Annotated in this window: 13 protein-coding genes; 7 read left to right on the top strand and 6 right to left on the bottom strand. The window is 72.4% G+C overall.

The window, feature by feature from the left end; translation table 11 throughout:
- The first annotated feature begins 163 nt into the window (after positions 1–163).
- The 6 genes from OHA99_RS23130 (at position 164) to OHA99_RS23155 (ending at position 6,814) form a co-directional block, all read left to right on the top strand.
- A complete protein-coding gene (locus OHA99_RS23130; RefSeq protein ID WP_228126206.1) occupies positions 164–823 on the top strand; it encodes an SUKH-4 family immunity protein in 660 nt (219 codons plus the stop codon).
- 97 nt (positions 824–920) lie between these two features.
- Positions 921–2,408 (top strand): MFS transporter, encoded by a 1,488-nt coding sequence (locus OHA99_RS23135; protein ID WP_405697604.1) that lies wholly within the window; start codon positions 921–923, stop codon positions 2,406–2,408.
- A 179-nt stretch (positions 2,409–2,587) separates the two neighbouring features.
- Positions 2,588–4,384 carry a DEAD/DEAH box helicase gene (locus OHA99_RS23140; RefSeq protein WP_153179621.1) on the top strand — a complete coding sequence of 599 codons (1,797 nt, stop codon included), beginning with the start codon at positions 2,588–2,590 and terminating at the stop codon, positions 4,382–4,384.
- A gap of 289 nt (positions 4,385–4,673) precedes the next feature.
- Positions 4,674–5,333 carry an IclR family transcriptional regulator gene (locus OHA99_RS23145; RefSeq protein WP_153179622.1) on the top strand — a complete coding sequence of 220 codons (660 nt, stop codon included), beginning with the start codon at positions 4,674–4,676 and terminating at the stop codon, positions 5,331–5,333.
- The gene (locus OHA99_RS23150; protein WP_405697606.1) at positions 5,330–6,001 is read left to right on the top strand and encodes a hypothetical protein; all 672 of its coding nucleotides are present in this window, start codon (positions 5,330–5,332) and stop codon (positions 5,999–6,001) included. Before OHA99_RS23145 ends, OHA99_RS23150 begins: the two co-directional genes overlap by 4 nt.
- A gap of 33 nt (positions 6,002–6,034) precedes the next feature.
- Positions 6,035–6,814, top strand: a complete 780-nt coding sequence (locus tag OHA99_RS23155; RefSeq protein WP_153179624.1) for a S16 family serine protease — start codon at positions 6,035–6,037, stop codon at positions 6,812–6,814.
- Positions 6,815–6,828: 14 nt separating this feature from the next.
- Here OHA99_RS23155 and OHA99_RS23160 read toward each other — a convergent pair whose 3' ends face one another.
- Genes OHA99_RS23160 through OHA99_RS23180 form a run of 5 tightly spaced genes read right to left on the bottom strand, consistent with a single transcriptional unit; the run spans position 6,829 to position 11,134 of the window.
- Positions 6,829–7,797: a glycine betaine ABC transporter substrate-binding protein gene (locus OHA99_RS23160; RefSeq protein WP_153179625.1), complete on the bottom strand. Its 969-nt coding sequence runs from the start codon at positions 7,795–7,797 to the stop codon at positions 6,829–6,831.
- Positions 7,794–8,681: an ABC transporter permease gene (locus OHA99_RS23165; RefSeq protein WP_381502745.1), complete on the bottom strand. Its 888-nt coding sequence runs from the start codon at positions 8,679–8,681 to the stop codon at positions 7,794–7,796. Before OHA99_RS23165 ends, OHA99_RS23160 begins: the two co-directional genes overlap by 4 nt.
- Positions 8,678–9,952 carry a betaine/proline/choline family ABC transporter ATP-binding protein gene (locus OHA99_RS23170; RefSeq protein ID WP_405698988.1) on the bottom strand — a complete coding sequence of 425 codons (1,275 nt, stop codon included), beginning with the start codon at positions 9,950–9,952 and terminating at the stop codon, positions 8,678–8,680. The genes OHA99_RS23165 and OHA99_RS23170 overlap by 4 nt, the downstream gene beginning before the upstream one ends.
- A 7-nt stretch (positions 9,953–9,959) precedes the next feature.
- On the bottom strand, positions 9,960–10,607 hold the full coding sequence (locus OHA99_RS23175) for an ABC transporter permease (protein ID WP_153179627.1): 648 nt from the start codon (positions 10,605–10,607) through the stop codon (positions 9,960–9,962).
- A 29-nt stretch (positions 10,608–10,636) separates the two neighbouring features.
- Positions 10,637–11,134: an Lrp/AsnC family transcriptional regulator gene (locus OHA99_RS23180; protein ID WP_007450106.1), complete on the bottom strand. Its 498-nt coding sequence runs from the start codon at positions 11,132–11,134 to the stop codon at positions 10,637–10,639.
- A gap of 133 nt (positions 11,135–11,267) precedes the next feature.
- Here OHA99_RS23180 and hppD point away from each other — a divergent pair, with 133 nt between their 5' ends.
- Positions 11,268–12,413 (top strand): 4-hydroxyphenylpyruvate dioxygenase, encoded by a 1,146-nt coding sequence (gene hppD / locus OHA99_RS23185; RefSeq protein WP_054100786.1) that lies wholly within the window; start codon positions 11,268–11,270, stop codon positions 12,411–12,413.
- Between the two features lie 12 nt (positions 12,414–12,425).
- Here hppD and OHA99_RS23190 read toward each other — a convergent pair whose 3' ends face one another.
- Positions 12,426–13,859 carry a tetratricopeptide repeat protein gene (locus OHA99_RS23190; RefSeq protein WP_405697611.1) on the bottom strand — a complete coding sequence of 478 codons (1,434 nt, stop codon included), beginning with the start codon at positions 13,857–13,859 and terminating at the stop codon, positions 12,426–12,428.
- Between the last annotated feature and the right edge of the window lie 62 nt (positions 13,860–13,921).

Genomic DNA, 13,921 nt, shown 5'->3' on the forward strand with positions numbered 1-13,921 from the left:
CCGCCGCGCACACGCGCGAGGCAACGCGGGACGGTCCGCAGGCGTCCTACAGGGCGAACGGGTCCGTGCACGGGGTGCGTTGTCAGTGGTGGCACGTAGTCTCCGAAGGAGCGCGAACGGCAGCCGCCGGCCCGCGCACGGCCACACATTCCCGGGGGAGACGATGCACGCGGTCACCGGCGGTACGACGACGATGCGGGACGCGACGGCGGACGCCCGGACGCCGGTCCCCTCGCTGCTGACCCGGGTCCGCCTCGCGACGACGGTGGAGGACGGCGCCTCCCGCCGTTCCCCGGGGAGCTGCGAGCGGCCGTCCCTGTGGAACACGTCGGCCCTGATGAGCTGCCTGCTCCTGGCCGTGGGCCACCGCACGGTGCCCGGAGCCTCGCAGGACCTGCCGCCCCGTTTCCTGGACCGGGAGTTCGGCCGTCACCGCGTGACCCGCTTCGAGGACATCGACTTCCCGAGGACCCTCACCCACGAGCCCACCCGCCGCTTCCTGCGCGAGACGGGCCTGCCCGAGGACGCCCACCCCTTCCGCCTCGACACGGAAGACCTGCCGCTGCCCACGCTGGCGGAGTACGGCGAGGACCACCCCGGCCACCCGCTCCCGGCGGACGCGGAGCACCTGGTCCGCCTGGGGCGGATGGTGGACGGCGCCCACGTGGTCGTCGACGGCACAACGGGCGCCGTCCTGACTTGGAGGACCCCCGACAGCACCCTCCACCCCCTGGTGGCCGACGTGTCCGCCCTGGCCCTCACCCTGTGGGCACTGCGGCGGGCGGGGAAGTTGGAGACCGTGGTGGGGATCGAACCCGCGTAACTCGCTGTGAACAGGACCGGTCGTACGACCAAGGTCCCGGTCCCCTACCGTCTCCGGACAGGGGTCAACGCGGGTCGTGGCCCTTACTCTGGCGACCATGACCGTCCCTGAGTCCCGCGACACCGATGTCGCGGCCCCCGCCGAGTCCTCCGCCGGTACCGGCGAGGCCGCCGCTCCCATCGCCGTCACCGCCCCCGACGAGACCGTTCTGAGCCGTGCCTACCGGGCGCTGAGCATCGGCATCGTCTCCGTCATCGTGCTGATCGCCTTCGAGGCGACGGCGGTCGGCACCGCGATGCCGGTGGCGGCGCGGGAGCTGGACGGGGTGTCGCTGTACGCGTTCGCGTTCTCGGGGTACTTCACGACGAGCCTGTTCGGGATGGTGCTCTCCGGGCAGTGGTCGGACCGGCGCGGGCCGCTGGCGCCGCTGACGACCGGCATCGCCTCCTTCGCGGCGGGGCTGGTGCTCTCCGGGACGGCCGGGTCGATGTGGGTGTTCATTCTCGGGCGGGCCGTGCAGGGGCTCGGCGGCGGGCTCGTGATCGTCGCGCTGTACGTCGTCGTCGGGCGGGCCTACCCGGAGCGGCTGCGGCCCGCGATCATGGCGGCGTTCGCGGCGGGCTGGGTCGTCCCGTCCGTCGTCGGCCCGCTGGCCTCCGGCGCGGTGACCGAGCACCTCGGCTGGCGCTGGGTCTTCGTCGGCATCCCGGTGCTGGTGGTCGTCCCGCTGGCCCTCGCGCTGCCGCAGATACGCAGCCGCGCGGCGGGTCCCGTCGGGGGAGGGGACGCCCCGGCCTCCTTCGACCGCCGCCGCATCCGTCTCGCCCTCGCCGTCTCGCTGGGCGCGGGGCTGCTCCAGTACGCCGCCCAGGACCTGAGCCCGGTCTCCCTGCTGCCGGGTGCGGCGGGCGTGGCGCTGCTCGTCCCCGCCGTGCTCGGGCTGCTGCCGCGCGGCACCTACCGGGCGGCGCGCGGCCTGCCCTCCGTGGTGCTGCTGCGCGGGGTGGCCGCGGGGTCCTTCATCGCCGCCGAGTCCTTCGTCCCGCTGATGCTGGTCACCCAGCGCGGGCTCAGCCCGACCCTCGCCGGGCTCTCCCTGGCGGCGGGCGGCGCGACCTGGGCCGGGGGTTCCTGGTTGCAGTCCCGGCCGGGTCTGGAAGCGCACCGGGAGCGTCTGATGAGCCTCGGCATGGTGCTGGTCGCGGCGGCCGTCGCCACGGCGCCCAGCGTGCTGATCGACGCCGTACCGGCCTGGACGGTGGCCGTCGCCTGGGGCTTCGGCTGCTTCGGCATGGGCCTGGTGATCTCCTCCACCAGCGTGCTCCTGCTGAGGCTCTCCGCCCCCGAGGAGGCCGGTGCCAACTCCGCCGCCCTCCAGATCTCCGACGGCCTGTCCAACGTCGTCCTGCTGTCGGCAGGCGGCGCGGCCTTCGCGGCCCTCGGCGGCGGCACGGTGAGCCACGCGGCCACCGGGGGCGGCGGGGCGGCCGGCTCCCACCCGGCGGCCTTCGCGGCGGTGTTCCTGCCGATGGCGGCGGTGGCGCTGGCGGGGGCGTGGGTGGCGACCCGGCTGCGGGAGAAGTGAGCCGTGGGTGGCGACCCGGCTGCGGGAGCGGTGAGCCGTGGACGATCCACCGGGGCCGTTGTGACGTCCGTCCCACCCGGGGGTGACCCGCCCCCGTGCGCGCGTTGATCACGTCGGGCCGCCGGTAGGGTGGCCCGGTTGTCATACGTGGCCGAGCCGCTCTACCCCCTTCGGAGACCGTGACTACCACCGCCAGCTCCAGCACCTCGCACCACCTGTCCCCGGCCTTCCCCGGCCGTGCCCCCTGGGGCACCGCCGGCAAGCTGCGGGCCTGGCAGCAGGGGGCGATGGAGAAGTACCTCCAGGACCAGCCCCGGGACTTCCTGGCCGTCGCCACGCCCGGCGCCGGAAAGACGACCTTCGCGCTGACGCTGGCGTCCTGGCTGCTGCACCACCACGTCGTGCAGCAGGTGACCGTCGTCGCGCCGACCGAGCACCTGAAGAAGCAGTGGGCCGAGGCCGCGGCGCGGATAGGGATCAAGCTGGACCCCGAGTACAGCGCGGGCCCGCTCAGCCGCGAGTACCAGGGCATCGCCATCACCTACGCGGGCGTCGGCGTGCGCCCCATGCTGCACCGCAACCGCGTCGAGCAGCGCAAGACCCTCGTCATCCTCGACGAGATCCACCACGCCGGTGACTCCAAGTCCTGGGGCGAGGCGTGCCTGGAGGCGTTCGAGCCGGCCACCCGCCGCCTCGCGCTCACCGGCACGCCGTTCCGCTCCGACACCAACCCGATCCCCTTCGTGGCGTACGAGGAGGGCAACGACGGCATCCGCCGCTCCGCCGCCGACTACACCTACGGGTACGGCTCGGCGCTCTCCGACGGCGTCGTGCGCCCCGTCATCTTCATGAGCTACAGCGGCAACATGCGCTGGCGCACGAAGGCGGGCGACGAGATCGCCGCACGCCTGGGCGAGCCGATGACCAAGGACGCCGTCAGCCAGGCCTGGCGCACCGCCCTCGACCCGCGCGGCGAGTGGATGCCGGCCGTGCTGCGCGCCGCCGACCAGCGGCTCACCGAGGTCAGGAAGGCCATCCCGGACGCCGGTGCCCTCGTCATCGCCGCCGACCAGGACTCCGCCCGCGCCTACGCCAAGCTGATCCGCGAGATCACCGGCGACAAGGCCACCGTCGTGCTGTCCGACGACACCGGCGCGTCCAAGAACATCGACGCGTTCAGCGGCAGCACCGACCGCTGGATGGTCGCCGTCCGCATGGTGTCCGAGGGCGTCGACGTCCCCCGCCTCGCGGTCGGCGTCTACGCGACCACCATCTCCACGCCGCTCTTCTTCGCCCAGGCCGTCGGCCGCTTCGTCCGTTCCCGGCGCCGCGGCGAGACCGCCTCCGTCTTCCTCCCCACCGTGCCCGACCTGCTCACCTTCGCCAACGAGATGGAGCGCGAGCGGGACCACGTCCTCGACAAGCCCAAGAAGGAGGGCGAGGAGGACCCCTACGCCGAGTCCGAGAAGGAGATGGACGAGGCGAACCGGGAGCAGGACGAGGACACCGGCGAGCAGGAGCAGTTCTCCTTCGAGGCGCTGGAGTCCGAGGCCACCTTCGACCGGGTCATGTACAACGGCGCCGAGTTCGGCATGCAGGCCCACCCGGGGAGTGAGGAGGAGCAGGACTACCTCGGCATCCCGGGGCTGCTGGAGCCCGACCAGGTGCAGATGCTGCTCCAGAAGCGGCAGGCCCGGCAGATCGCGCACAGCCGCAAGAAGCCCGACGAAGAGGCCGACCTGCTCGAACTGCCCGCCGACCGCCGCCCGGTGGTCTCCCACAAGGAGCTGATGGAGCTGCGCAAGCAGCTCAACACCATGGTCGGCGCCTACGTCCACCAGAGCGGCAAGCCGCACGGCGTCATCCACACCGAGCTGCGCCGCGTGTGCGGCGGCCCGCCCAGCGCCGAGGCGACCGGCGGACAGCTGCGCCAGCGCATCGCCAAGGTGCAGGAGTGGGCGACGCGCATGAAATGACGCCGCCGCGGGCGTGTGACGCACGTATAGGGACAAAAACAGGCAGTCGATAACGGTTGGCGCCCGGATTCTGGACGGAGCCTTCCGCTGAGCGGACCTGGTCGTTACTGTCCCGCTACGCACACGCCCCGTGGCAGCGCCGCCGCGGAGCGCAGCCGTGAAGCGACTGGGCCCGCGACAACGCCGGGCCGTCAGCCGATCGGCGGCCTCTCAAGCGCGTCGCTGACGGGACTCGGTGACGCACATCCGCGAGGAGCGCCGCCGACCTCACCACTAAGGAGTGGGCGTCGTGACCGCGGAGACCTCCCAGACGCTCGACCGGGGACTGCGGGTCCTCAAACTGCTGGCCGATACGGACCACGGGCTGACCGTCACCGAGCTTTCCCACAAACTGGGCGTCAACCGGACCGTCGTGTACCGGTTGCTCGCCACGCTGGAGCAGCACGCACTCGTACGCCGCGACCTGGGCGGCCGCGCCCGCGTCGGCCTCGGGGTGCTGGGCCTGGGCCGCCAGGTGCACCCCCTGGTCCGCGAGGCGGCGATGCCGGCCCTGCGCGCGCTGGCGGAGGACATAGGGGCGACGGCCCACCTCACGCTGGTGGACGGCGCCGAGGCCCTGGCCGTGGCCGTCGTCGAGCCGACCTGGACCGACTACCACGTCGCCTACCGCGCCGGTTTCCGCCACCCCCTGGAACGGGGCGCCGCCGGCAAGGCGATCCTGGCCGCCCGCCGGCCACCCCGGCCCGCCGACGAGGACGCGGACGACCCCGGCTACACCCTCACCCACGGCGAACTGGAGGCCGGTGCCTGCGGCGCGGCGGCCCCTCTCCTCGGTGTCACGGGAGTGGAGGGCAGCGTCGGCGTGGTCATGCTGGCGGACGTCGTCCCGGAGCGGGTCGGCGAACGCGTGATGCACGCGGCCCGCGAGGTGGCGGAGGCGCTGCGGTGACGTCCCGTGCGGCGGGGAGCATCGCCGGGCAGGCCCCGCTGCACGAGGTCATGGCGCGGCTGCGCGGGCACCGGCCGGTCTTCCACTCGGAGGCCGATCTCCAGCACGGTTTTGCCCGGGTGCTGTGGGAGACCGCACCGGAGGTGGAGTCCCGGCTCGAGGTTCCCCGGCGCAGGCCGGGGAGGGCCGAGTACCTGGATCTGCTGTGCATCGGGCCGACCGCGCGAACCGCCGTGGAGTTCAAGTACTTCACCCGGGACTGGACCGGCAGGGCCGGCACACCGGCCGAGGACTACGTCCTGAAGGCGCACGGGGCCACCGACCTCGCCCGTCTGCATTTCGTGCGCGACATAGCCAGGCTGGAGCGGTTCTGCGGACGGTCCGGGCAGGACGGCATCGCGCTCATGCTGACGAACGAGCCGTCCCTGTGGACGCCACCGCCCGCCGGCCGTCGGCGCACCCGGGACCACGAGTTCCGGATCCACGAGGGACGTGAGCTCGCCGGAACGCTGCTCTGGGCCGAGGGAACGTACGAGCCGAACACCTGCACCTTGACGGGTGCCTACCGTCTCGAGTGGGAGCCGTACTCCGGACAGGACGGCCCCGGCGGAGAGTTCCGCTGGCTGGCGGTGCACGTGAACCGGCAGGGTGCCGCAGGAGACGGCTGAGCCGTGCCGTCAGCGGCACGTTAGATTGACTCCGTGCTCTCTCGTCTCACGCGTCCCCAGTTCCTCGCCGTCTGCGGTCTGCCCGTCGTGGCGCTGCTCGCGACCGCCGTGTTCGCGCCGCTGCCGTTCTCCGTGGCGCAGCCGGGGCTGACGGCCGACGTGCTGGGGAAGAACCAGGGGGAAGAGGTGATCACGATCAGCGGTGCGCCGACGCACGACACCAGCGGTCAGCTGCGCATGACGACGATCGAGGCGACCGGGCCGGACGCGAGCATTCACCTCGGGGACGTGCTGAGCGGCTGGTTCGACACCGACCGGGCCGTGATGCCGCGCGACGCCGTCTATCCGAGCGGCGACGACGTGAGCGAGATCGAGGAGTACAACCAGGAGCAGATGAAGGAGTCGCAGGACTCGGCGACCGCGGCCGCGCTCCGGTACCTCCGGATGGACGAGGACGACGTCGACGTGAACCTGCGGCTCGAGGACGTCGGCGGGCCCAGCGCCGGGCTGCTGTTCTCGCTCGGCATCGTCGACAAGCTCGGCGCCGGGGACCTGACCGGCGGCAGGGTCGTCGCCGGGACGGGGACCATCACCGACGGCGGCAGGGTCGGCCCCGTCGGCGGGGTGCCGCTCAAGACGCAGGCCGCCCGGCGGGACGGCGCCACCGTCTTCCTGGTGCCGAAGGCGGAGTGCTCGGACGCGCGGGCGGAGCTGCCGAAGGGACTGCGGCTGATCCCCGTGACGACGCTCAAGGGCGCGGTCGACTCGCTCGAGGCGCTGGAGAGCGGGAAGGGCGACGTCCCCGCCTGCTGAGCGGCACCCCCTGGCTAGCCCTCCTTCACGAAGCCCTTCTCCTTCATCCAGTCCAGCGCCACCTGGTGCGGATCCTCGCCGTCCACGTCGACCCTCGCGTTCAGGGTCTGCGCGACGTCGTTGGTCAGCGCCCTGGTGACCGGGTCGAGGACGGAGGCGATCGCCGGCCACTTCTTCAGGGTGGCCGTGCGGACCATGGGCGCCGCGTTGTAGTTCGGGAAGAACTTCTTGTCGTCCTCCATCACCACCAGGTTCATGGACTTGATCCGCCCGTCGGTGGTGTACACCTCGCCGTAGGTGCAGGCGCCCTTCGCGGTCTGGGTGTAGATGATGCCGGTGTCCATCTGCGTGATGTTCCCGGCGGGCAGCGACATGCCGTACGCCTTCTCCAGGCCCGGCAGGCCGTCCGCGCGGTTGGCGAACTCGCCCTCGACGCACAGCGTCACCGCGCCGGGGTCGGACTTCGACAGGGCGGTGACCTCCGAGAGCGTCTTCGTCTTGTACTTCTTGTAGTTGGCCTGGTTCATCGCCAGCGCGTACGTGTTGTTCAGGCGGGCCGGCTCCAGCCACGTCAGCCCCTTCTTCGCGTCGGCCTCCTTCACCGCCTTCCACTGCTGCTCCGGGTCGGGGATCGGCTTGCTGTTGCCCAGGTACGTGATCCACGCGGTGCCGGTGTACTCGTACGTGGCGTCGGCGTCGCCGTTCTCCACCGCCGCGCGGGTGCCGACCGAGCCCTGGATGCCGGTGCGGTCGAGCACCTCCGCGCCCGCCGCCTCGAAGGCGATGCCCATGATCGCGCCCAGGACCAGCTGCTCGGTGAACTCCTTCGAGGTGACCGTCAGGTCGGCCCCCTCCAGCGGCTTCCCCCTCCCGATGGTGCCGGGCTCCACGTCGTCGACCATCGGGGAGCCGCTGGTCAGGCCGCACCCGGCGGGAGCCGCAAGGAGTACCGCCGCCAGGGACCAGCAGACGCGTCGCCTCATGTCCTCACCTCCAGCCCCCGCGGCCGCAGCAGCAGTTCCGCCAGCGACGCCAGCCAGTCCACCAGCAGGGCCAGGGCGACGGTGAGGACCGAGCCGAGGACCAGCACCGGCATCCGCTGGCTGGTGATCCCGGTGGTGATCAGCACGCCCAGGCCACCGCCGCCGCCGAAGGTCGCCAGCGTCGCCGTACCGACGTTCAGGACGAGGGCCGTGCGCACCCCGGCCAGGATGAGCGGGACGGCCAGCGGGAGTTCCACCCGGGTCAGGACGCCCAGCGGGGACATGCCGATGCCGCGGGCCGCCTCCAGCAGCGTCGGGTCGTTCGCCTTCAGGCCGGCGATGGTGTTGGAGAGCACGGGCAGGACGGCGTAGATGATGATGCCGATCAGGGCCGCCCTGCGGCCGATGCCGAGCCAGATCACCAGCAGCGCCAGCAGACCGATCGCCGGGGTCGCCTGGCCCATGTTGGCGAACGCCATCGCGAACGGCGTGGCCTTCCGGAACGCCCCCCGGGTCAGCAGGATGCCCAGCGGGATCGCGATGATCAGCACGAAGAACGTGGAGATCACCGTGAGCTGCACGTGCTGCCACAGGGCCTTGGTGACCTGGCCGTTGCCGAGGGCGTTCCGGCTGAGCGCGTCCAGGTCCGCCTGCCGGTACCACAGCCAGGTCGCCAGCAGTACGGCGATCAGGACGACGGGCAGGAAGGTCAGCTTGCGCCAGCCGACCCGGGGGCCCGCGGCCGCCGGGGACGGCGGGGGAGCCCCGGCCTCCTCCTCCTCGTCGCCGCCCGCACCCCCGCCCTCGTCCCGGAAGGCGAGGCCCTTGACCTCGTGCTCTCCCGCGGGGCGGCCGCCGGGGGAGCGGCGGGAGGAGCCGCTCACGCGCGGCCTCCGACCCCGCCGAAGCCCTCCTGCTCGGTGTGCGTCTGCGTGGCCCGGGTCTCCTCGAGGTCGTGCTGGTGCTCCAGTGCGTCGAGCCGGTCGGCCTCCAGCAGTTCCTGCACGGAGTTCATCAGCGTCTCCATGTCGACGACGCCCTCGTACGCGCCGCGCCGCCCGGTGACCGCGACCCGCCCCGCGTTGTCGGTGAGCACCGCCTCCAGCGCGTCCCGCAGCGTCGCGTCCCGGGTCACCGTGTCGTGGACCAGCGTCCCGGCCCGCGCCAGCGAGCCCTTGGCCCGCATCAGGTCGCCGCGCCGCAGCCACTTGTAGGGGCGCCCGCGCCGGTCCAGGAGCAGGATCTCGTTGGTGCCCGACTCCCTGAGCCGGTCGAAGATGTGCTGGAGCGGGTCCTCCACGGTCACCGTCGGGTAGTCGGTGATGCCGACGTCCCGTACCCGGGTCAGGTTCAGGCGCTTCAGGGCCGCGCCCGCGCCCACGAAGCCCGACACGAAGTCGTCGGCGGGGTTGGTGAGGATCGCCTCCGGGGTGTCGAACTGGGCGATGTGGGAGCGTTCGCGCAGCACCGCGATCCGGTCGCCGATCTTGATCGCCTCGTCGAAGTCGTGGGTGACGAAGACGATCGTCTTGTGCAGCTCCCGCTGGAGCCGGATCAGCTCGTCCTGGAGGTGGTCCCGGGTGATCGGGTCGACCGCGCCGAACGGCTCGTCCATCAGCAGCACCGGCGGATCGGCCGCCAGCGCCCGCGCCACGCCCACCCGCTGCTGCTGGCCGCCGGACAGCTGGCGCGGATAGCGGCCGTGGAACTCCCCGGCGTCCAGGCCCACCAGGTCCAGCATCTCCTCCACCCGCGCGCGGATGCGGGCCTTCGACCAGCCGGTCATCCGCGGCACCAGCGCGATGTTCTGGGCGACCGTCATGTGCGGGAACAGGCCCGAGGACTGGATCGCGTAGCCGACCTTGCGGCGCAGCTTCACCGGGTCGATGTCGGTGACGTCCTCGCCGTTGATGCGGATGCGTCCGCCGCTGGGCTCGATCAGCCGGTTGATCATCTTCAGGGTGGTGGACTTCCCGCAGCCCGAGGGGCCCACGAACACCACCGTCTCCCCGGCCTTGATCTCCATCGACACGTTCTCGACGGCGGGCTGCGCATTGCCCGGGTAGCGCTTGGTGAGGGCCTCCAGCTCGATGGTCGCCCCGGTGGCGCCGCCGGACGCCTCGCCGAGGCCGTCGTCGGAAACGGAGCCGGACACGGATGTCTCAGACACGGATCCCCCTCGGAATGGTCAGCCGTCCCAGCAGCACGTACGCCGCGTCGAACAGCAGGGCCAGCACGATGATCCCGAGCGTGCCCGCGAGGACCTGGTTGAGCGCGTTCTTGCTGCCCAGCGAGGCGATCCCGCGGAAGATCTCGTTGCCGAGGCCCGGTCCTGAGGCGTAGGCGGCGATCGCCGCGATGCCCATCAGCATCTGCGTCGAGACCCGGATGCCGGTCAGGATCGGCGGCCAGGCCAGCGGCAGCTCCACCCGCAGCAGCCGGGCCGGACGCGACATCCCGATGCCCTTGGCCGCGTCCACCAGCGCCGGGTCGACCCCGCGCAGGCCCACGATCGAGTTGCGCACGATCGGCAGCAGCCCGTACAGGGTCAGCGCGGTCACCGTCGGCGGCACGCCGAGCCCCACGATCGGGATGAGCAGGCCGATCATGGCCAGCGACGGAATGGTCAGGATTGTCGACGTGGACAGGGTCGCCAGGTTCCCCGCCCACTCGCTGCGGTAGGTGACGACGCCGATCAGCACCCCCAGCAGGGTCGCCACCACCATGCACTGGAAGACGGCGCTGGCGTGCTGGTAGGCGTCGACGAGCAACTGCTGGTGGCGGCTGCCCAGGAAGTCCCAGAAGTTCACGTCCGCTCACCTCCGGGTTCGGGCCGGGCTCAGCCGGGTGCGCCGCTGTCCTCGGCCGCCTGCTCCACCAGCGGGATGATCCGCAGCGGAACGGGGTTCTCCATGACGATCGCCGTGGCGGCCCGGACGATGCCATCAAAACCGACAACCCGGTCGATCACCCGTTGGAGATCGGCGTTCGAGCGGGCCACCAGACGGCACAGCATGTCCCCGGTGCCGGTCGTGGTGTGCAGCTCCAGAACCTCCGGCACCGTCGCCAAGTGCGCCCGCACGTCGGCTCCTTGGCCCTGCCGGATCTCCAGCGTCGCGAACGCGGTCACCGGGTAGCCGAGGGCCGCCGGGTCCACTTCCGGACCGAAGCCACGGATGACTCCGTTCGACTGAAGCCGGTCCAGCCGCGCCTGCGCCGTGCCGCGCGCCACCCCCAGCCGCCGGGACATCTCCAGCACCCCGATCCGCGGCTCCCGCGCCAGCAGACCGATGATCCGCCCGTCCAGCCGGTCGATCCCGTTGCCCGTACCCGCCACGCCCCTCACCCCTCACCCGCTCGGCTGGTCATCCTGTACACATCGCCCGCCGTCACCGGCGTACCACTGGTCAGGTTGCCCAGTGAAGACGCAAACTATTGCGCACCTTGCGGAGGCGGGAGAACCTGCGGCTATGACGCAGACCACAGACCACACTCCCGACACCGCCCGGCAGGCCGACCCCTTCCCGGTCAAGGGAATGGACGCGGTCGTCTTCGCCGTGGGCAACGCCAAGCAGGCCGCGCACTACTACTCCACCGCCTTCGGCATGAAGCTGGTCGCCTACTCCGGACCGGAGAACGGCAGCCGGGAGACCGCGAGCTACGTCCTGGAGAGCGGCTCCGCCCGCTTCGTGTTCACCTCGGTGATCAAGCCCTCGACCGACTGGGGCACCTTCCTGGCCCAGCACGTGGCCGAGCACGGCGACGGCGTCGTCGACCTGGCCATCGAGGTCCCGGACGCGCGCGCCGCCCACGCCTACGCCGTCGAGCACGGCGCCCGCTCGCTCGCCGAGCCGCACGAGGTCAAGGACGAGCACGGCACCGTCGTCCTCGCCGCCATCGCCACCTACGGCGAGACCCGGCACACCCTCGTCGAGCGCTCCGGCTACGACGGCCCGTACCTGCCCGGCTACGTCGCCGCCAAGCCGATGGTCGCCCCGCCCGAGCAGCGCGTCTTCCAGGCCGTGGACCACTGCGTCGGCAACGTCGAACTCGGCCGCATGAACGAGTGGGTCGGCTTCTACAACAAGGTCATGGGCTTCACGAACATGAAGGAGTTCGTGGGCGACGACATCGCGACCGAGTACAGCGCGCTGATGTCGAAGGTGGTCGCGGACGGCACCCTCAAGGTCAAGTTCCCGATCAACGAGCCCGCCGTCGCCAAGAAGAAGTCCCAGATCGACGAGTACCTGGAGTTCTACGGCGGCGCCGGCGTCCAGCACATCGCGCTGAACACCAACGACATCGTGGCGACCGTCCGCGCGATGAGGGCGGCCGGCGTCGAGTTCCTGGACACCCCCGACTCGTACTACGACACGCTCGGCGAGTGGGCCGGCGAGACCCGGGTGCCGGTCGACACGCTGCGCGAGCTGAAGATCCTCGTGGACCGCGACGAGGACGGCTACCTGCTCCAGATCTTCACCAAGCCGGTCCAGGACCGGCCGACCGTCTTCTTCGAGATGATCGAGCGCCACGGCTCCATGGGCTTCGGCAAGGGCAACTTCAAGGCCCTGTTCGAGGCGATCGAGCGCGAGCAGGAGAAGCGCGGCAACCTCTGACCCGCACGGGCGTCAGTCGGGCGGGCCCTCCACCGGGGGCTCGCCCAGCTCCGTCAGCGCCCGCTTCGCCTCCGGCGCCCGCAGCGGCGAGAAGTACGGGTTGATCGTCAGGGCCTCCCGCAGATGCCGCCGCGCGGGCCCGGACCGTCCCAGCTCCTGTTCGATCACGCCCCGGTGGAACACGTACAGCGCGCTGCGCACCCCGCCGCCCTTGTCGCCGTCGGTCGCGAGCGTCGCGAACTCCAGCGCCTCCTCGTCCTCGCCGGCGCGGTGCAGCGCCCAGCCCAGCGCGTCGGCGACCGCGATCCCCGGCTGCCGCCCCCACTCCGCCCGCAGCAGGCGCACCGCCTCGGCCGGATCGCCGTGGTCCGCCTCCAGCCGCCCCAGCATCAGCGCCTCGTCCGCCCCGGCCTCCTCCGCGCCGCGCGCCCGCTCCCGCAGCAGGTCGTACTCCACCCGCGCCGCCTGCCCGAGGCCCAGCGACTCGTACAGCTCGCCCAGCTCCAGCGCGTACTCGGGGCTCGGCCGCTTGGCCAGCGCCGCCTGGTACGCCGACAGCGCCTCCGTCGTCCGGCCCAGCGCCGCCAGCGCCCGGCCCTGCCCGGCCTGCGCGGCCCGCTGGTCGGGGTCGGTGCGCAGCGCCTCCTGGGAGAACCGCAGCGCCTCCTCGCGGTCCCCGCGCTCGAACGCCAGCCGCCCGGCCTGCTCCAGGTACGCCGCCCGCTGGGCCGGTTCCCCGGCCGACGCCGCCGCGTCCGAGATCCGGGCCGCCGCGTCCTCCCGCCAGCCCCGGTTGCGGTAGACGGCCGCCGCCAGCGCCCCCACCGCCGGAGCGTCCGGGCGCAGCTCCATCACCTTGTCCAGGGCCCGGCCCACGCCCTTGTCGTCGCCGAGCCCGGTGTACGCGTCGACCAGCACGGCGTGCGCCGTCCACCGCTTCGGCGCCGCCTTCACCGCGCTCTCGCCCCACTTCTTCGCCGCCGGGAAGTCCCGGCGCGCCACCGCCAGCGCCGCCAGCCCCTCCAGGGCCTGCGGATTGCGCTTCGGTCCCGTCTTCAGCGAGGTGCGCAGCGCCTTCTCGGCCTTCGGCCAGTTCGCGCCGTCGGCCGTCCGGCGGCCCTGCTCGACGTAGGCCGCGCCGAGCACCGCCCACGACACCCCGTCCAGCGGATGCGCCCGCAGATGGGTCTCCCGGTCGCCGATCAGCGCCGCCAGGTCCGGCAGCGCGGCGGGCACGCCCGTGGTGACCGCCCCCTGCGCCAGCGCCGCGGGCCCCGGCGCGGGCGGGGGCGCGTCGGCCCCGTCCCAGGGCACCAGAAGGGCCAGGACCCCGCCGAGCACGGCGGCCCCGGCGACGGAGGCGACCAGCACCCGGCGCCCGCGGCGCGGCCGCCGGCCGCCTCCGGTGTGTCCCCGCGTGGTGTCCCTCGCATGCGTGCCGTTCATGGCGCTCACTGTGCGGCAATACGACGATCACACCGGGCAGGCGACGGGTGCCGTCCACGGGG

The sequence above is a fragment of the Streptomyces coelicoflavus genome (genome assembly GCF_045041415.1).
Taxonomy (GTDB): domain Bacteria; phylum Actinomycetota; class Actinomycetes; order Streptomycetales; family Streptomycetaceae; genus Streptomyces; species Streptomyces coelicoflavus.